Here is an 18,593-nt window from a genome sequence, read left to right as displayed (position 1 = left end):
TCGGCCTCGTGGGCGCCGGCGTCTTCGAGTGCCTCACGGGTCAACTTGAACTCGTCTTCGACACGGGTCGGCACAGCCAGTGGCTCCCCACCGGAGAAGATGACACCCGGGACGTAGGAGATGTACGTCGGTTGGGCCACCGCCACGGTGTCGCCGGGGTCGACGAGCGCGCGCATGGCCAGGTCGATGCCCTCGCTTGCGCCCGCAGTGACAATAACCTCCTCGTTGGGTTCGTACTCCAGCCCGTACTTTTCGGCCTGGTGGCTCGCGATTGCCTCCCGGAGTTCCCGCTTCCCCCGGTTGGCGGTGTAAGACGTCTCGCCCCGCTCGAGCGAGGCGATGGCGGCGTCGCGTGCGCTCCAGGGGGCCGAGAAGTCCGGTTCGCCGACACCAAGCGAGATGAGGTCGTCCATCTCCTCGGCGAGTTCGAAAAAGCGCCGGATACCCGACGGGGGCACGCCGTTGACGCGGTCTGACACCTGCATGGCTCAGGGGGACACGGAGAGACGGTCGTCGTCGTTGCCGTCACCGAACTCGATACCCCGTTCCTTGTAGGACTCCATGATGTAGTGGGTCACCGTCTGAGTGATCTCGGGAACGGGCGCGACCCTCTCGCTGATGAACCGCGACACCTCGCTCATGGAGTCGCCCTCGACCTCCATGTCGAAGTCGTAGTCGCCGCTCACGAGTCGGAGTCCCTCGACTTCGGGGAACTTCGCCAGTCGCTCGGCGATGTCGGCGTAGCTGGTCTCACGATCCAGCGTCACGTTGAGTTCGACCAGTGCGCGCACACGCTCGTCTTCGAGTTGCCTGTAGTCGATGACCGCCTGGTAACCTGCGATGACGCCGTCGGCCTCCAGGTCCGCAATTACGTCCTCGACTTCCTCGGGGTCGAGGTCGGTCTGGCGCGCCATGTCCTCGGTGGAGTAGCGCGCGTTCTCCCGGAGCAAGGCCAGTATCTCGGCGCGACTGTTCATACCTATTTCCACTAGAGCGCAGACTAAAGACTTGCTATCCGGTCGGTCGAGTCCATCGCTCTCGCGGCGCTGTCCGACGCTCGGACGCGGACTCAACAGCGAACACCGTTCCTAGATTTAAATTATCGTCGTGCTTACCAACGTCTCGGTTACATGCAGCGTGACTCACGGGCCGACAGCGGTTGGGAATTCGTCGCGGAGCACGACTCCGTGGCGACGATTATCGACACACTCCTCGACCTCGATACCGATGAGACGTACACCCGCTCGGAACTGGCCGACGAGACCGGAATCGCCCTGAAGACCCTCCACCTGATGGACGACGTAGACGGCGTCGTCGAACTCGGGATGCTCGACAAACACCACCCCGAAGACGAGGAAATCTACTACACCCTCAACGCGGACAGTTCGGTCCTCGAAGCCGCCCGCGAGTTCGAGCGTGCGGCCGAGAGGACTCGGTAGCTTTGCTCGCGCAACTCCGTCCGCCGAATCCTCCCGGTCGTCGTCTGCGGTAACTCGGCGACGAACTCGACCTCGGGTGGGGGCTCGTACTCGCCCGGTCGGTCCCGGACCCGTTCACGAATCCCGTCACGGGGCGCGTGCGGACCGAACCCCCATCATCACGCTCCGGTACACACCCGAACGGGCAGGCCCCTTTCGATTGCCGCCACCCGGCTCACAGGGATAGCAGGTCCGGTCCCGCCACGGGCTGGAGCGCGCTCGCCTCCACGTCGACGCCGGTGCTGTAGTGGACCAGTGGCTCGGTCTCGGGCGTCTCGAACCCGTTGGCCGTGAACAGGTCGTTCTCCTGAACCGCCAGGTCCGCCCCCTGGAGCGGCCACGGGGGATGGCCGACGGGACCGACGTACACCCGGCCGCTGTCGTCGGCGGCGTAGAAGCGGTACCGCTCTGTGAGGAAGTGCGCCAGCGAACCGGGGTCGGGTTCGGACGGTTCGCCCGTCGGCCGATACGTGGCGTCGAAGCCCGCCATCGGAACGCCGGGGTGGGTGCGCCCGCTCCGGAACCGGAAGCCGTCGGTCGTCTCCGTAATCCGCATCTCCGCCCGGTAGTACGGCAGGCGAAACAGTTTGCGGGCGACAGCAACCCCCAGCCAATCGTCGGCGTCGAGATTGAAGAAGTATATTCCCGGACCGTTCGGCCCGTCGACGTAGGTCCGCAGGTTCAGCTCCGGGAACGAGAGCCCGACGGGCGAACCGCGGGGCCGGATCGACTCCATCTGAAAGCCGACCACGCCGAGGTACGCGTTGCCCTCGTACGTATCGGCCGACAGGTCTTCGGGAAGCTCGGCGTCGACGACCGCCGGCTGGACGCCCCAGTGTGCGAAGAGGACATCCGCCCAACGCATCTCGAGTAATGACGGTGCGTTCATACCGGTCGGTAGGAGTGCCGCGCCAATCCGTCTGTCGTCTGGACGGCGACTCAACACTTTTGCCGGCCACACCACTACGTCCGCTATGGTCGCACTCGATTCCGAAGACGACGCCATCCAGCGCGGCGAGTCGGCGCCCGACTTCGAGTTGCCCGGCGTGGACGACGAGACACACTCGCTATCGGACTTCGACGACTACGAGGCGCTACTGGTCGTGTTCACCTGTAACCACTGCCCGTACGCACAAGCAAAGTTCGACGAACTGAATCACCTCGCCGGCGAGTACGGCGACCTCGCCGTGGTCGGAATCAACCCCAACGACGCCGCGGAGTACCCCGACGACTCGTTCGAGCGGATGCAGGAACTCGTCGACGACGGGACGATCCAGTACGACGCTTACCTCCGCGACGAGAGTCAGGCAGTCGCCCGCGAGTACGGCGCGGTCTGTACGCCCGACCCGTTCCTGTTTGCGGGGGGCGAGAGCGGCTTCGAACTCGCCTACCACGGTCGCATCGACGATGCCCCGAATCCCGACGACGAACCGACGGTGATGGAGATGCGCGACATCGTCGACCGTCTGCTGTCCGGCGAGGAGATCGACGACGAGTTCAGACCATCTCGGGGCTGTTCGATCAAGTGGACCGACGAGTGAGCGCGACAGTGTAGTCGTTGTTCGGCCGATTCGGGACGACACGCGGGGGCGAACCAGCACCGGTCGTGTGCGTGACGGGACTGCCGGCGCGGTCGTTCGTCGCTGCACGTTCCCGATCCGAACGCGTCGGGAGCACGCTCTCGATTCGCCACGGGGTCAAAGCGGTTATGCGGGCCGTCGCTGAATCCTGTCACATGCCGCTCGATCTCACTGCGACCTTCGGAACGACCCGTCCGGTCGTCGGGATGATTCACCTCCCGCCACTGCCGGGAGCACCCGGGTACGACCCGGACCGGGGCCGTGAGGCCGTCTTAGAGCGGGCGCTCGCCGACGCCCATACGCTCGCGGACGGTAGCGTTGACGGGGTGATTGTCGAGAACTACGGGGACGCACCGTTTCACGCCGAGGACGTGCCGAAACACGTGGTCGCCGAAATGACCCGCGTAGCAACGGCAGTCTGTGAGACCGTCGACTGTCCCGTCGGGATCAACGTCCTCCGGAACGACGCGGCGGCGGCGCTCTCGGTCGCGGCGGCCGTGGGCGCGGCCTTCGTCCGGGTGAACGTCCACACCGGCGCACGGGTGACCGACCAGGGAGTGATCGAAGGCCGGGCCGCCGAGACGGTACGCCTGCGCGACCGGATCGACACCGACGTGGCCGTACTGGCGGACGTCGCGGTCAAACACTCCGTATCGCTCGGCGAACGGGACCTCGGGCCCGCGGTCGCGGACGCGATCGACCGCGGCCGGGCGGACGGCCTCGTCGTCTCCGGACCGGCCACGGGGGCAGTGACCGACGCCGAGGACCTGCGAACGGTGGCGGCCGTCCGGGACGACACCGACCCCGACGTGCCGGTGTTCGTCGGCAGCGGCGTCACTGCCGACTCGGTCGCGGACCTGCTGTCGGTGGCCGACGGTGCCATCGTCGGGACGGCATTCAAACAAGACGGGGAGACGACGAATCCCGTCGACCCCGAGCGGGTGGCCGATGTCGTGGCCGCGACACCCGACGGCTGAGCGGTTCCCCGTCGACCCCTCCTCAGAGTCAGCGTTATGCAGACCCGGGTCGAACCCCGATACCGATACATGTCCGAGATTCTGTCCGCCGCCACCACCGAGTTCGCACGTGCTATCGGCCCCGACCCCGACGCGGTTATCGCGGAGATGGACGCACGGGCCGAGAACGACGGCTTCCCGACTGTCGGGCCCACGGTGGGCGGGTGGCTCCAGTTGCTCGCCCGCATGGTCCAGGCGAACCGGGTCTTCGAGTTCGGCTCCGGCTTCGGTTACTCGGCGTACTGGTTCGCCCGAGCGCTCCCCGAGGACGGGGAGGTCGTCCTCACCGAGGTCGACGAGGGCGAACTCGACCAGGCCCGCGAGTACATGGCCCGCGGCGGCTTCGACGGTCTGGCCACCTACGAACTCGGCGACGCCATCGAGACTGTCGACGAGTACGACGGCCCCTTCGACGTGGTCCTCATCGACAACGAGAAACACCGCTACCGCGAGGCATTCGAGGCTGTCCGGCCGACGGTCGCTGCGGGCGGGGTCGTCATCGCGGACAACGCCGTGACGGCCGGCCCCATGGACGTCGAGGCGCTGTCGGCGCTAGTCCGCGGCGGGAACCCCGGCACGGTGGACGACCACACTGCAGGCGTCGCGGCCTACCTCGAACGAGTCGGCGAGGACCCGGCGTTCGAGACGGCACTGATACCGGTCGGCGAGGGTATCGCGGTAAGCCACCGCGTGGACTGACGGGCAGCGCGGTGTTCCGCCGCGCAGACGTTACAGCATTTGATATTCGCTGGGTGTCAGTTATATACGCCGACAGGGAAGGTCGGAGTACCCCGGGTTTCACATGAGCGAGTTGATGATAGACATTCGGAAGTTGAGTATTTTCAACAAGATGGCCAAGGAGGGTGGGAACACGGTCGCCAACCACATGAGCCAGATGACTGGTATGAACACCGAGATGGAGATTACGAAGATCAACTTCATCGATATCCCGGACATCAAGACACACGTCGGTGACGCCGAGCAGATCGGTATCTACATCGAGATGCAGGAGCCGCCACACGGTCACGTCCTCTTTCTGTTCAACGCCGACAGCGCGAAGCGCCTCGCCGCCGGTATGCTCGGAGATATGGGTGGAACCGACCCCGACGCCGACGGGTTCACCGAGATGGAAAAGAGTGCGATCCAGGAAATCGGGAACATCATGACCAGCGGCTTCATCGACGGCTGGGCCAACGTGCTGGAGACGACCATCGACATGTCGACGCCGAACTTCACGTTCGGGCCAGGTAGCGGGACCGTCGACGAAATTATCGGCGACCGCGACAGCGATATGGCGCTCATGTTCGACTCCCGCGTCCACGCACAGAACGAAGACATCAACGTCAAAGTCTACACCTTCCCGCAACTCGAGGAGTTGGTCGGCCTGATGCAGCGGCTCGAAGTTTGACCATCTGACGATTCTCCGCCACACCTGAGGGGAAGTATGATATGATGTGCGCCGCTGGTATATTCCATGCCAGGAGGCACTGACCAGACACTACGGCCGTTCCTGTGGCGTGCGGAAAATCTCTATCCCGACACAGAGATCGTCTCACGGACCCACCAGGGAATCGAACGCTACACATACGAGGAGTACAGCAACCGTACAGCACAACTGGCCCACGCCCTGACCGACGCCGGTATGGGTGAGGGCGACCGCATCGCGACGTTCTGCTGGAACCATCACCGCCACTTCGAGACCTACTTCGGTATTCCGACGCTGGGCGCGCAACTCCACACTATCAACCCCCTGCTTCCCGACGAACACATCCAGTTCATCGTCGAGAACGCCGCCGACAAGGCGATTTTCGTCGACCCCTCGCTCGCGGAGAAGCTCGGGAGCGCCTACGACGCCGACTCGTTCGACAGCGTCGAGCAAATCGTCGTCATGGGTGACTCGGTTCCGGACCTGCCCTACGACGCCGTCGACTACGAGTCGTTCATCGAGGGCCACGAGACCGAATACGACTGGCCGGTCGTCGACCAGGACCAACCCGCCGGGATGTGTTACACCTCCGGCACCACGGGCAAACCCAAAGGCGTCGAGTACACCCAGCAGATGCTTTGGGGGCACACGATGGCGACAATGACGCCCCAGGGGCTGGGTGTCGAGGACGACGACGTGGTGATGCCAGTCGTCCCGATGTTCCACGTCAACGCCTGGGGGATGCCGTTCTCGACGACCGCCGCCGGCGCGAAACACGTCTATCCCGGTCCGTCGCCCGAGCCTGCCGACATCGCACAGTTGCTCGAGGAAGAGGGCGTCACCATTACCGCCGGCGTCCCGACCGTCTGGCTCGGCCTGCAGGAGTACATGCAGGCCGGCAACGAGGTCGACCTCTCGGAACTCGAAACCGTAATTATCGGCGGTTCGGCGGCGCCGAAGGCCATGATCGAGTGGTTCGACCAGTACGACGTGTCCGTCACCCACGCCTGGGGAATGACGGAGATGTCGCCCATCGGGTCGGTCGCCCACCTCAAATCCGGGCTGGCCGAGGAACTCTCCTACGACGAACAGCTCGACCGCCGGGCCAAGCAGGGTCTGGTCGTTCCCGGCCTGGAGTTCAAAGTCATCGACGACGACGGCAACGAGATTCCGTGGAACGGTGAGGACTTCGGCGAACTGTACGTTCGCGGCCCCTGGGTCACCCAGGAGTACTTCGAGCGCCCGGAAGCCAACGAGAACGACTTCGAGGGCGACTGGCTCAAGACCGGCGACGTGGTGACCGTCGACGACGACGGTTACATCAAGATTGTCGACCGCGCCAAGGACGTGATCAAATCCGGCGGGGAGTGGATCTCCTCGGTCGAACTGGAGAACGCCATCATGGCAAACAACGGCGTGGCCGAGGCCGCCGTCGTCGGCGTTCCCCACGAACGCTGGCAGGAACGCCCCGTTGCGTTCATCGTCCCGGTCGAGGAGGCCGACCCCGACGCCGTGGCAGAGGACCTGCGCGAGGAGATCGCCGAGGATTACCCCAAGTGGTGGCTTCCGGACGACTTCATCCAGATCGACGAGGTCCCCAAGACCGCGACCGGGAAGTTCTCGAAGAAAGACCTGCGCGAGGAGTACGCCGACGAGGACCTCGTCGAAGGGCAGGTCCCCGAAGACGCCGCGCCCGAGAGCCAGTGACCGCGCCGTAACGCTGTGACGACTGCCGGCCGGAGCGAACTCACCTGTTCTTCCGAACCCGCCGAACCTGACCGATTACGCGTAGCTTGGTACACCAAGCCAAGACGGCTTACCGATGGGTTATGATAACATGTATCGTGAACCCGGACTCCTGGGAGAAACTCTTCGCGGCGCTATCGGACCCGTATCGTCGACAGTTGCTCGTCGCCCTCCTCGAACACAATCCGCAGGACGATACGGACCTCGATCCACTCGATATCGTCGCCGAGACCGAGCGGGAGTCGACCGTGTTGCAGTCTCAGTTGGTACACGACCACCTGCCGAAACTCGACGCCATGGAGATCGTCAACTGGGACCGAGAGACCGGCGAGATCAGCACTGGCCCGGAGTGGGGCCAGGTGGCACCGGTCCTCGAACTGATTCACGACCACAAGGGGGAACTGCCCGACGGGTGGCTCTAGTCGAGTAGCTCGCCGAACCGCCCGCTCAACCCGTCGACCATCGAAGATTCGTCCTCGGGGCCGGTGACCAGTGACACCATGTCGCCCTGGGCACGCACGGTTTCGCCGCGGACACCCTCGGCGGCCTCGCTGACGAGGGAGCCGACGACCGGGGCGACCTTCTCGGGCGGCGTGTTGTCCTCGCCGAAATGGCGTTTCGCTTCGGGGATGTCCTCGATTGTGCGGGTGTACGCGACGGGCATGAGCGCGCTAGCTCGGGCGTCGTAGCGCGGTGACTCCGCCGACGCGGTGCGGACCAGCCCCAGCACACCGGCTTTGACGGCCGCGCAGTTGGCCTGGCCGGCGGCACCCAGCGCGGAGGGACTGGTGACGCCGACGAACGCACGCTCGCGGTCGGCGTCGTCCGCGGTCTCGTCCCAGTGGCGCGCGAGGGTCCGGAGCAGAGCGAAGTGGCCTCGCAGGTGGACGTCGACCACGGTGTCCCAGTCGTCGCCGGCCATCTCCGTGAGGGAGGCGTCCCGCAGGACGCCGGCGAAGTTGACGGCGGCGTCGACACGGCCGTACCCGGCGACCGATTTCTCGGTGTAATCGATGTCGGTCACGTCACCGAGGTGGGACATCGCGGTCCCGCCGGCGGTACGGATCGACGCTACGGTCTCGTCCGCCGGTTCCGCGCTCTCGCCGTCGCCCTGCAGGAAGGTCCCGAGGTCGTTTACGACGACCGTCGCGCCCTCGGCCGCCAGGTGCTCGGCTGTCGCCTCACCGAGGCCCGACCGCCGCCAGCTACGATACAGACAGTCTCGTCGAGCGGCACAGCACTCGTCGTCGGATAACTGCCCGGCTCCTGATAGGAATGTCGACACTCGTCTAGTCCGAATGACAACACCGCGGCCGATTCGGGCCACATTGTCGATAAAAAAAACTCGAACTCCGTTCATAACTTACAATGTTCCAAGCCGTTTTTGTCCGTGCAGCCCATGTTAACGCTCACGCATGGAGTTGCTAACGGAAGATGTGGTGCCAGAGCGCGCGCACGACGTGAAACAGGAGGCTCGGGAGTTCGCAGCGGAGCATATCGAGCCGGTCGCGGCAGACTACTACGAGTCCGCTGAGTACCCCTGGGAAGTGCTCGAGGCGGGCATGGAGGCCAATCTGGTCGGCCAGGACATCAGCGAGGAGTACGGCGGTCGTGGACTCGACATGCATCAGATGTTCGCCATGGCCGAGGAGTTCTACAAGGCCGACGCCGGGATCGGCCTGACGCTGCAACTGGCCAGTTTCGGCGCGGAGATGCTCGAAGAGTACGGCTCGGACTGGCAGAAAGAGGAGTTCCTCCGCCCGGTCGCGAACAACGAACAGATTACCGGTCTGGCAGTGTCCGAACCCGAGACCGGCAGCGACCTCGCCGGGATGGAGACCACTGCCGAGAAGGACGGCGACGAGTGGGTCCTGAACGGTGAGAAGTACTGGATCGGTAACGGTGTCGAGGCCGACTGGGTGACGCTGTACGCCCGGACCGGCCACGACGAGGACGACCGCTACGGTAACTTCTCGATGTTCATCGTCCCTACCGACACCGACGGCTACGATGCCGAACACATCCCCGAGAAGATGGGCTTCCGAGCCTCCAAACAGGCCCACGTCTACCTGAACGACGCCCGGATTCCAGAGGACCACGTCATCGGAACCGAGGGCACGGGCTTCTACATGCTCGCAGACTTCTTCAACCACGGGCGCGTGGTAGTCGGCGGACACGCGCTCGGCCTCGCGGCAGCGGCCATCGAGGAGGCCCACGACTTCGTTCACGGTCGCCAGGCGTTCGGGCGTGACGTGAGCGAGTTCCAGAAGGTCCAGCACATCCTCGCGGACATGCGGACGGAGTTCGAGGCCGCCCGGTCACTCAACTGGCGGGCCGCGGACAAGGTCGCGAACAACGACAACTCCGGGCTCTGGGCCGCACAGGCGAAGGTGAAGTCCACCGAGACGGCGACGATGTGTGCCGAACGTGGCATGCAACTCCACGGCGGTCGCTCGGTCCTCACCGAGAACCGCATCTCGCGGGTCTACCGCGACGTTCGCATTCCCGTCATCTACGAAGGCGCAAACGAGATTCAGCGCAACCTGATCTACGGGCAGTGGTAAACGCGCTACCGACGACACCACGGACGGCGCAGCGTCGCGCCGCCCTCTACGGTCTCGACCGGAGGTAGCCACCGCCGCCGAGCACGACGACGCCCGCTAGCACCGAGACGAGACGGAGCAGATTCCCCGGGTCCGTCAGCGGTGGTTGCCCAAATCTGGTCCGAACGACGTTGTACCGCGCGGGCTCTCCGCCCTGCTCCTGTGACGGTTGGCCGGGTTCGTCGCCCGCGACGAACATGAACAGCACGACGGCGCCGACCACGGCCAGCCTGCTGACGAGCTTGCCGACGAACACGTCCCGTCGGCTGTTCGGGAACGCCAGCAGGAACTTGATGCCGCCGCTGGCACGCTCCCCCGTAATCGCCATGTAGCTGGCGACGATGGCGACAATTGGCACCAGTACGCCGACCAGTCCGACCAGGAGTCCGTACGCGTTCTGTGCCTCCCTGACCGGCGGGGCGCCGGGGCCGAGGTTCACGTACGCGACCAGCGCCAGACAGACCCCGGTCGCCCAGAGCGCGCCGGACCGCTGGACGCTCGTGAAGTCCTTCGAGAGGACGCTCTCGATGCTCACTGTGGTGCCTCCGCGGGTGTCTCTCCCTCGTGGCCGCCCTCGGTCAACTCGTTGAACAGCGTCTCCAGCGACACCGTCGTCGAGCGGATGTCGACGATGTCGGCGCGCTCGGCGGCGTACGTGATCGCGTCGACTTTCACCGTCGGCTCGCCACAGGTGACCGTCAGGGTGTGGTCCTCGACGGCCGTGTCGACGACGCCGTCGACTGCCGCGACGCCGAGGTCGGTCGGCGGGGTCGCACACCGTAGTTCGAGAGTCGCGTGCCCGCCCACGCTGTCGCGGAGACCGTCGATGCTGTCGACTGCGACCAGTTCGCCCTCGTTCATTACGCCGACCCGATCACAGACCGCCTCGACCTCGGTGAGGTGGTGGCTGGAAAAAAACACGTCGTTCCGTCGGCGGCCACGTCGGCGACGACCTCACGCATCGTCCGGATACCGTTCGGGTCGAGTCCGGTCGAGGGTTCGTCGAGGAGCAACAGGTCGGGGTCGTCGACCAGCGCCATCGCGAACGCGAGTCGTTGTTGCATCCCCTTTGAGTAGTCGGCGGCCATCCGGGCGGCGTCGTCGGTCAAACTCACCAGGTCGAGCAACTTCGCCGGGTCGTCGTCGGCGTCTTTCGTGCGAATCGCCCACTCGAGGTACTCCCGGCCCGTGAGCGGATCGTCGAAGCCGTACCCTTCCGGAAGGACACCGACACGCTCGCGGATCTTCGCCGGGTGTTCCTGTGCGTCCATCCCGAACACCTCGACGCTCCCGCTGGTCGGCCGGATGTAGTCGAGCAGGAGATTGATAATCGTCGACTTTCCCGCGCCGTTCGGGCCGAGGAAGCCGAACACTTCCCCCTCGTCGACGGCGAGGTCGAGGTCGAGGACGGCGTCGACATCGCCGAACGACTTCGTCAGCCCGCGTGTCTCGACGGTTGCCACGGTCAGGTCACCCCCGACACGTCGGGTTCGCTCACCGTTGCTGTGCGTGGAGGGGCGTCGATGGACAGGGGGCCGTCCATGGAGGTCCTGACACAGGGGAGCAGGTTTGCGTTCCGGTCCAGTGCTCGGGCCATCTGCAGGCCCAGTGTCACGGCTGCGCCGCCGTCGGTGGCGGCGATGGCGAACCCGAGTCGGTTCGCCGGACTGAGAGTGCCAGCGCACGTCGGCACGCCAGAGCGGACGCCGCCGGGACGACAGACAGGAGAGATACGACGAACCGTGGCTGTGTCACCTACGGACGTCGGACGGGTCCCACTCGGTTCAGCCGCGGAAACGGATCACTGTTCGAGAACCCCGTACGTGGAGTCGAGGTGGTCGATAATCCAGTCGACAGTGTCGGCGCCGTAGGTCCAGAAACCGTAGAACTCTCGCGGCCCGCGTTCTTCGCCCAGCAGGGCGCATTTGTTCTCGTCGAGGCCGTTGCCGTCGAAGACCACGAACCAGGACTTCTCGATCTCCTCTGCGCGCTCGATGTGGAGGGTAAACTCCTCGTGGTCGGGCGGGTCCTCGTCCGGGACTGCGTACGCGTGAACGTCGAGATCCTTCGAGCCAAGCCGTTCGTAGACCGGGAGTTCGCCACGGAGCGTCGAGAGGTACTGGAAGCCGGCGTGGAGCGACCCCTCGCCGACCCGCCACGCACGGTCCTCGATCTCTTTAGAGGCCGCGACCATCTGGTCGATGCTCCAGGAGGTGAACATAGTCTCGTCCATGTGGTTGAGCAGCGGTTGATACGGGCTGTCGGACAGGCCAAGCGCCACGTCCGACTCCTCGATCATTCGCTGGAGGTCCGTAACACTCGTGGCCGTCAGTACCTCGCCGTCCTCGCTGAGGGTGGCGAACTCGCCCGGCCTCCCGCTCGGTGTCGACTCCGTTCTGACCGTCACGTTCCGGTCGGCGAACCGCTCACGAAACGCCGCGACGACACCTGCGTCCGAATTAAAAACCGTCAGCGTCTTCTCGTGTTCTTCGACACCGGCAATAAGTTCCGAAAGAGACATCTGATTTGTGGGACCGATGTTTTCGGTCCATAAATCGTTTGCGAGACGTTCCCGCACCGACTGACCTCTGAAGAACCCAAGCGCTGGCCGACTCCCAGAATCGGTCGGTTCCGAGGCGCCGGGCCGACCCTGTGAACCCATCCGAACTGTCATGATTAATCTGTGGTAACGCGTAGCAAACTCTTTTGTCTCGGCGCGCCGTTTCTCAACTAGGGCGGCCGATTCGGCCACTGATTTATCATGACAGAACTAATGTGGCGCATCGCTGGTGGCTCCGGTGACGGAATTGATTCCACGAGCCAGAATTTCGCCAAGGCACTGATGCGCGCGGGACTGGACGTATTCACACACCGACACTACCCCTCACGGATTCGGGGCGGCCACACCTACGTCGAGGTACGGGCCGACGCAGACCCCGTCCGGTCGCGGGGAGACGGCTTCAACTTCCTGCTGGCACTGGGCGATAGCTTCGCCCGCAACCCACAGGACGGTGCCGACACTGTTTACGGCAACGAGGAGATCAAGCCCCTCTCGGAGAACCTCGACGACCTCAACGAGGGCGGCGTGGTCGTTTACGACGAGGGACTGCTCGACCAGGACACGCTGGAGCGTGCCGGCCTGGATCTGGAGGCCCGGGCCGAGGAGAACGACTGGCACGTCTACCCCCTCGACCTGCGAGCCCTCGCCCGCGAACACGGACGGGAAGTGATGCGAAACACCGCCGGTGTCGGTGCGACCGCCGCACTGCTCGACATGGACGTGGACCACATCGAGGACCTGATGGAAGACGCCATGACCGGCGACGTGCTGGCAGCCAATCTCGACATCCTCGAACGCGCCTACGACTCGGTGCGCGAGGAGTACACGATCACCCACGACCTCCGCGTGCCCACCGGTGACCACGGCGAACAGCAGGTACTGATGTCCGGGAGCAGCGCCGTCGCCTACGGGGCTATCGACGAGGGCTGTCGGTTCATTTCGGGGTACCCGATGACCCCCTGGACGGACGTATTCACGATTCTCTCCCAGCACCTCCCGAAGTTCGGCGGTATCGCCGAACAGGTCGAAGACGAAATCGCCGCCGCTTCCCTCGCAGTCGGGGCTTCCCACGCCGGTGTCAAGGCGATGTCCGGGTCCTCCGGTGGCGGGTTCGCCCTGATGTCCGAACCCCTCGGGCTGGCGGAGATGACAGAGACGCCGGTGGTCCTGATCGAGGCGATGCGGGCCGGCCCCTCGACGGGGATGCCAACCAAACCCGAACAGGCCGACCTCGAACATGTCCTCTACACGAGTCAGGGAGACTCCTGCCGGGTCGTGTTCGCGCCAGCCAACGTCGGTGAGTGTTACGAGCAGACCCGTGCGGCCTTTCGGGTGGCCTACGAGTACCAGCTTCCGGCTATCGTCGTCATCGACCAGAAGCTCTCCGGCGAGATGCGCAACGTCGACGAGTCCTTCTTCGACCGGGAGCCCAACGACGACCCCGGAAGCGTCCTCACCGAGGACGAAATACGTGAGGCGGCCCACCACGAGTCGGGGAAGTTCGAGCGCTACCAGCACGACGCCGAGAACGGCGTCAGTCCGCGGTCGGTTCCCGGACAGAAAGATGGCCGCTTCCTCGCATCGGGCAACGAACACACGCCAGAGGGCCACATCAGCGAGAGCCCGACCAACCGCGTCGCACAGATGGACCGCCGGATGTCGAAACTCGACGCCATCCGGGAGGAACTGAACGACGGCGAGGCGTCCCACCAGACACGCTACGGTCCCGAGAACGCCGACTACGGCCTGCTGGCGTGGGGCAGTCAGCAAGACACCGTCTTCGAGGCCGTCGACCAGTTGAACGAGGCCGGAGCGTCCGTGATGGCGCTGGGCGTCAGCGATCTGATGCCTTATCCCGAGCGGGAGGTGGCGGACTTCCTGGAGTCGGTGGAGGCCTGCCTGGTCGCCGAGATGAACGCCTCGGCGCAGTTTCGGGGGCTGACCCAGAAGGAACTCGGCCGGTTCGGGCCGAAGCTCAACAGCCTCCTGAAGTACAACGGTGAGGCATTCGAGCCCTCCGAGATCGTCGAGGGCTTCGAGCGTATCGTCACCCGGGACGCCCCCGTCCCGGACGGAACCAAATTCGTCCCAGCAGCAGGTGACTAACAATGAGTGTATTCAGCGCAATCGGCGAGGACCGCGAGATCGACCGCGACGAGTTCACACCCGGCATCGAGCCACAAGCGACCTGGTGTCCAGGCTGTGGCGACTTCGGCGTCCTGAAGGCGCTGAAACAGGCCATGCCCGAAGTAGGCCGCACGCCCGACGAGACTCTGCTCGTCACGGGTATCGGCTGTTCGGGCAAGCTCTCCTCGTACTTCGAGAGCTACGGCTTCCACAGCATCCACGGGCGCTCGTTGCCCGTGGCGCGGGCCGCCAAACTGGCCAACCCGGGACTGGAAGTGATCGCGGCCGGTGGCGACGGCGACGGCTACGGCATCGGCGGCAACCACTTCATGCACACTGCCCGGGAGAACCACGACATGACCTACATCGTGTTCAACAACGAAATCTTCGGGCTGACGAAGGGCCAGACGTCACCCACCAGTCCGAAGGGTCACAAGTCCAAGACCCAGCCCCACGGGAGCGCCAAGGACCCCGTGCGGCCCATGTCGCTCTCGCTGGCATCGGGCTCGTCGTACGTCGCCCGGACGGCGGCGGTCAACCCCAACCAGGCCAAAGAGATCCTAATCGAGGCCATGGAACACGACGGGTTCGCGCACGTCGATTTCCTCACCCAGTGTCCCACCTGGAACAAGGACGCCAAACAGTACGTCCCCTACACGGACGTACAGGACGCCGAGGACTTCGACTTCGACGTGACTGACCGACGCGAGGCCGCCGAGGCGATGTACGACGCCGAGTCACGCCTCCACGAGGGCGAAGTCCTCACGGGCCGGTTCTACGTCGACAGCGACCGACCGTCCTACGGGGCGGAGAAGCGGGCCACCGACGAGATGCCCGCCGACCCCCTCGCGGAGCGGTACCTCAGCGAGGACAGCGAGTGGGAGCGCTCGGCGGACCTGCTCCATCATCACCGCTGACGTCGCGCCACTCTCGGTTGGCGCGAGCGGCGTCCCGTTTTCGGCTTCGGAAGATATTTTTTACCGGACGCAAAAGTTTAGATATGGCTGCAGAGTCCACGGAAGAGCGCATCCTGTCCGTCCTCGAAGAGGACGCGCAGGCCTCTTACGCAGAGATCGCCGAGCGGGCCGACGTGTCCAAGCCGACAGTACGTAAGTACATCCAGCAACTCGAGGAAGAGGGTGTGATCGTGGGCTACTCCGCGGACGTGGACCCGAAGAAACTCGCCTCCAAGTCCATCGCACTGGTCGGAATCGACGTGGAAAGCGAACGCTACGTCGAGGTGACCCGGGAACTCAAAAAGATCGATGCTGTCGACTCCCTCTACACCTCAAGCGGCGACCACACACTGATGGCAGAGGTGCACGCCTCCGACGGCGACGCGATGGGTGACGTCATCAACGAGGAAATCGTCGCCCGCGACGGCGTCGCGGCCGCGCACCCTTCCTTTCTCCAGGAACGGCTGAAGTAACGCGCCTCGGTGGGTGCGACCCGGCCGAAATCAAAGGTTTATCGGCGTTCGTCCGTCATGGAGGTATATGCAAACCCGGCTGGTCGTGGGGTGTGGGTCGGTCGGCCACGACCTCGTCTCTGCGCTCGTCGACAGGCCGGGCGTGGTATCGGTTCTCGACGAGAACGAACGCCGCGTCAAGCGGTTGCGCGAGGAAGGTGTGGCCGCGACGCACGTTGACTGTCTCGACGTCGCGACGCTCGAAACCCACGCCGACGGTGTCGACACGGTCGTGGTCGCGGGCGACGACCCCCGAGAGAACTACCGCCGGGCGACAGTCGCCAGCGAAGCCATCCCCGACGCGATGCTGTTCGCCTTCGCCGGCCTCGAACCCGACGAGACCATCCTCTCGGAACTGCGGTCACTGACCGACACGCTCGTCGAACCCGGTGCCGTGACTGGCGACTTCCTACACCGTCGAGTTGGAGACGAGGGGCTCCAGGCTCGGAAACTTCGGCGGGCGTTCTGGGCGGTCGACGAACCGCTGGCTATCGTCACTCACAACAACCCGGACCCGGACGCCATCGCGAGCGCGGTGGCGCTCCAGCGACTCGCGGCGGTGCTGGGCCTCGAGGCCGAGGTGTGTTACTACGGGCGTATCTCTCATCAAGAGAATCGTGCGTTCGTCAACCTCCTCGAGTTCGACCTCACTCGGCTCGAACCCGACGCCGACCTCGGTCGATTCGGCGGATTCGCGCTGGTCGATCACTCCCGACCGGGAGTCAACGACCAGTTACCGAAGAACACACCAGTCGACATCGTCATCGACCACCACCCGCCCCGTGCCCCGGCGGAAGCGGGGTTCGTCGACCTCCGTAGCAACGTCGGCGCGACGAGCACCCTGCTGGTGCAGTATCTCGACCAGTTCGGCATCACCATCGAGGAGACAGTCGCGACCGGACTGCTCTTTGGCATCCGGGTCGATACAGACGACTTCACGCGGGAAGTCTCGACGGCCGACTTCGAGGCAGCCGGGACCGTCGTCGAGGCCGCGGACATGGACGCGCTCGACCGGGTCGAGTCCCCGTCGATCAGCGGCGACACGCTCGAGACGATCGCACGAGCCATCGCCAACCGCGAACGCCGGGGGCCGGTCCTGACCAGTTGTGTCGGTGAGTTGAGCGGCCGTGACGCGCTCGCGCAGGCGGCGGATCGACTGCTGAACCTGGAGGACGTTCAGGCGACCGTCGTCTACGGGAACATCGACGGTGTGGTCTACGTCTCCGGTCGCGCCAGGGGGACCGACCTCGATATGGGCGAGACGCTCCGGTCGGCGTTCGACCAGATCGGGAGTGCCGGTGGCCACGCCGATATGGCGGGCGCACAGATTCCCGTCGTCGACACCGCACTCGACCCAGCGACGGCCGAGGGGACGACCGAGGACCGCGAGGACGAGAGTACCGACACCGACGATACTGTCGACCTCACCGGCGACGCAGAGGCGTTCGTGGCAGAGCGGTTCTTCGAGGCGCTACAGGAACGCCCACGGGGCGAGCGGACGGGACTGATGCCGGGTGGCCCGTTCGCGAACGACCGGTGAGCGAATCCGTCCTGCGAGTTCCGCGTCGGCGGTGACGGTCGAGAATCGCCTGCCGAAGGGGTTTTTACGACGCGGGGAGATATCCCAGGTGATGGATTCCGACGACGAGAAGCCACGCGTCGAAGACTACATGACCCGGGACGTGGCCACCGTCTCGCCCGACGACACGGTCGAAGCCGTCGCTCGCCGGATCGCAGAGAGCGACGACACCCACAGTGGGTTCCCGGTCTGTGACGGCCGTCACGTCGAGGGGTTCGTCAGCGCCCGTGACCTCCTGCTCGCGGCGGACCACGAACCCATTTTCAAAGTCATGACTCAGGACCTGCTGGTCGCTCATCCGGACATGAAACTCGACGACGCCGGTCGCGTCATCCTCCGGTCGGGTATCCAGCGGCTCCCCGTCGTCGACGACGCCGGCAACCTCGTCGGAATCATCAGCAACGCCGACGTGATCCGCAGCCAGATCGAACGCGCCACACCCGGCAAGGTCGAGAAACTCCAGCGAACTCTGGAGACGATTCACGACATCGAGACCCGTGAGGACCGCCGTAAAGTGTCCCTCGAACGGCTCACGCCGACGCAGAGCCGGGTTTACGCCGACGAACTGGAGGGACGGCGGTACGAACTGGAACGAGGGCTGGCCGAACCGCTCGTCGTCATCGACAACGATGGCGCGTTCCTGCTGGCCGACGGCCACCACCGTGTAAAAGCCGCCGACAGCCTCGGTATCGATGAGATGGACGCCTACGTCATCGTCATCGACGAGCGCGTCGAACTCGGGATGGCCGAGACCGCACGGAAAGAGAGTCTGGCGTCGATCGGAGACATCGAGGAAGTCGAGTACGCCCACCACCCACTGGTCAAGACGACCAAGCGACTGCAGGAAGACGACGCTTGAGCCGCCCCGCCCCGGCAGTTCGACACGGCCTGTGAGCCGGCCGGGACCGCCCCCGAGTTCCCACAGCGGACTGCTCTGACGGACCGCGTGACGGTGTCCGACGAGGCCGGACTGTCGCTGTCGACGAGCTACGACGTGGCCGTGCTTCGCT

Annotated in this window: 20 protein-coding genes and 1 pseudogene; 13 read left to right on the top strand and 8 right to left on the bottom strand. The window is 64.9% G+C overall.

The window, feature by feature from the left end:
* Nucleotides 1-485 (bottom strand): pyridoxal phosphate-dependent aminotransferase (locus Q0964_RS00400; protein ID WP_299262239.1); only part of this gene is annotated, 485 nt, incomplete at its 3' end.
* A 3-nt stretch (nt 486-488) separates the two neighbouring features.
* A complete protein-coding gene (locus Q0964_RS00395) occupies nt 489-977 on the bottom strand; it encodes an Lrp/AsnC family transcriptional regulator (protein ID WP_299262237.1) in 489 nt (162 codons plus the stop codon).
* A gap of 153 nt (nt 978-1,130) precedes the next feature.
* Between Q0964_RS00395 and Q0964_RS00390 the strand changes: the two genes are divergently transcribed.
* A complete protein-coding gene (locus tag Q0964_RS00390; protein WP_299262235.1) occupies nt 1,131-1,439 on the top strand; it encodes a hypothetical protein in 309 nt (102 codons plus the stop codon).
* A gap of 214 nt (nt 1,440-1,653) precedes the next feature.
* On the opposite strand, the gene Q0964_RS00385 is transcribed toward Q0964_RS00390, so the two are convergent.
* Nucleotides 1,654-2,367, bottom strand: coding sequence for a YqjF family protein (locus tag Q0964_RS00385; protein ID WP_299262233.1), 714 nt, complete (start codon nt 2,365-2,367; stop codon nt 1,654-1,656).
* An 85-nt stretch (nt 2,368-2,452) separates the two neighbouring features.
* On the opposite strand from Q0964_RS00385, the gene Q0964_RS00380 reads away from it, so the two are divergent.
* The 6 genes from Q0964_RS00380 to Q0964_RS00355 all read left to right on the top strand — a co-directional run bounded on the left by Q0964_RS00380 (nt 2,453) and on the right by Q0964_RS00355 (nt 7,668).
* The gene (locus tag Q0964_RS00380; protein ID WP_299262232.1) at nt 2,453-3,019 is read left to right on the top strand and encodes a thioredoxin family protein; all 567 of its coding nucleotides are present in this window, start codon (nt 2,453-2,455) and stop codon (nt 3,017-3,019) included.
* A gap of 194 nt (nt 3,020-3,213) precedes the next feature.
* Nucleotides 3,214-4,035, top strand: a complete 822-nt coding sequence (locus tag Q0964_RS00375; protein ID WP_299262230.1) for a BtpA family protein — start codon at nt 3,214-3,216, stop codon at nt 4,033-4,035.
* Between the two features lie 69 nt (nt 4,036-4,104).
* Nucleotides 4,105-4,773 carry an O-methyltransferase gene (locus Q0964_RS00370; protein ID WP_299262228.1) on the top strand — a complete coding sequence of 223 codons (669 nt, stop codon included), beginning with the start codon at nt 4,105-4,107 and terminating at the stop codon, nt 4,771-4,773.
* Nucleotides 4,774-4,888: 115 nt separating this feature from the next.
* Complete coding sequence (locus Q0964_RS00365) at nt 4,889-5,482, top strand: chemotaxis protein CheC (protein ID WP_299262243.1); 594 nt, start codon at nt 4,889-4,891, stop codon at nt 5,480-5,482.
* 66 nt (nt 5,483-5,548) lie between these two features.
* Nucleotides 5,549-7,207, top strand: coding sequence for a long-chain fatty acid--CoA ligase (locus Q0964_RS00360; RefSeq protein WP_299262226.1), 1,659 nt, complete (start codon nt 5,549-5,551; stop codon nt 7,205-7,207).
* A gap of 137 nt (nt 7,208-7,344) precedes the next feature.
* A complete protein-coding gene (locus Q0964_RS00355; protein WP_299262224.1) occupies nt 7,345-7,668 on the top strand; it encodes a DUF7344 domain-containing protein in 324 nt (107 codons plus the stop codon).
* Here the strand turns inward: Q0964_RS00355 and Q0964_RS00350 are convergent.
* Complete coding sequence (locus Q0964_RS00350; RefSeq protein WP_299262223.1) at nt 7,665-8,531, bottom strand: SDR family oxidoreductase; 867 nt, start codon at nt 8,529-8,531, stop codon at nt 7,665-7,667. The genes Q0964_RS00355 and Q0964_RS00350 overlap by 4 nt on opposite strands.
* 130 nt (nt 8,532-8,661) lie before the next feature.
* On the opposite strand from Q0964_RS00350, the gene Q0964_RS00345 reads away from it, so the two are divergent.
* The gene (locus tag Q0964_RS00345) at nt 8,662-9,810 is read left to right on the top strand and encodes an acyl-CoA dehydrogenase family protein (RefSeq protein WP_299262221.1); all 1,149 of its coding nucleotides are present in this window, start codon (nt 8,662-8,664) and stop codon (nt 9,808-9,810) included.
* Between the two features lie 46 nt (nt 9,811-9,856).
* Here Q0964_RS00345 and Q0964_RS00340 read toward each other — a convergent pair whose 3' ends face one another.
* The 4 genes and pseudogenes from Q0964_RS00340 to Q0964_RS00320 all read right to left on the bottom strand — a co-directional run bounded on the left by Q0964_RS00340 (nt 9,857) and on the right by Q0964_RS00320 (nt 12,370).
* Complete coding sequence (locus Q0964_RS00340; protein WP_299262219.1) at nt 9,857-10,384, bottom strand: ABC transporter permease; 528 nt, start codon at nt 10,382-10,384, stop codon at nt 9,857-9,859.
* Nucleotides 10,381-11,312, bottom strand: a pseudogene (locus Q0964_RS18405) (ABC transporter ATP-binding protein). The gene Q0964_RS00340 and the pseudogene Q0964_RS18405 overlap by 4 nt, the downstream one beginning before the upstream one ends.
* Before the next feature lie 2 nt (nt 11,313-11,314).
* Complete coding sequence (locus Q0964_RS00325) at nt 11,315-11,542, bottom strand: hypothetical protein (RefSeq protein WP_299262213.1); 228 nt, start codon at nt 11,540-11,542, stop codon at nt 11,315-11,317.
* Between the two features lie 108 nt (nt 11,543-11,650).
* Nucleotides 11,651-12,370, bottom strand: coding sequence for a DICT sensory domain-containing protein (locus tag Q0964_RS00320; RefSeq protein WP_299262211.1), 720 nt, complete (start codon nt 12,368-12,370; stop codon nt 11,651-11,653).
* A gap of 240 nt (nt 12,371-12,610) precedes the next feature.
* On the opposite strand from Q0964_RS00320, the gene Q0964_RS00315 reads away from it, so the two are divergent.
* From Q0964_RS00315 to Q0964_RS00295, 5 genes are all read left to right on the top strand, one after another.
* Nucleotides 12,611-14,515 carry a 2-oxoacid:acceptor oxidoreductase subunit alpha gene (locus Q0964_RS00315; protein WP_299262209.1) on the top strand — a complete coding sequence of 635 codons (1,905 nt, stop codon included), beginning with the start codon at nt 12,611-12,613 and terminating at the stop codon, nt 14,513-14,515.
* Between the two features lie 2 nt (nt 14,516-14,517).
* Complete coding sequence (locus tag Q0964_RS00310) at nt 14,518-15,453, top strand: thiamine pyrophosphate-dependent enzyme (RefSeq protein ID WP_299262208.1); 936 nt, start codon at nt 14,518-14,520, stop codon at nt 15,451-15,453.
* An 83-nt stretch (nt 15,454-15,536) separates the two neighbouring features.
* Entirely contained in the window at nt 15,537-15,965 is a 429-nt protein-coding gene (lrpA1, locus tag Q0964_RS00305; protein ID WP_299262207.1) for an HTH-type transcriptional regulator LrpA1, read from the top strand.
* Between the two features lie 67 nt (nt 15,966-16,032).
* Nucleotides 16,033-17,544, top strand: coding sequence for a DHH family phosphoesterase (locus Q0964_RS00300; RefSeq protein ID WP_299262205.1), 1,512 nt, complete (start codon nt 16,033-16,035; stop codon nt 17,542-17,544).
* Nucleotides 17,545-17,635: 91 nt separating this feature from the next.
* Nucleotides 17,636-18,442: a CBS pair associated ParBc domain-containing protein gene (locus Q0964_RS00295; protein WP_299262204.1), complete on the top strand. Its 807-nt coding sequence runs from the start codon at nt 17,636-17,638 to the stop codon at nt 18,440-18,442.
* The last annotated feature ends 151 nt before the right edge of the window (nt 18,443-18,593 follow it).

The organism is Halorientalis sp. (genome assembly GCF_028275115.1).
In the GTDB taxonomy this organism is placed as follows: Archaea; Halobacteriota; Halobacteria; order Halobacteriales; family Haloarculaceae; genus Halorientalis.
This window is presented reverse-complemented; position numbering and strand designations above follow the sequence as displayed.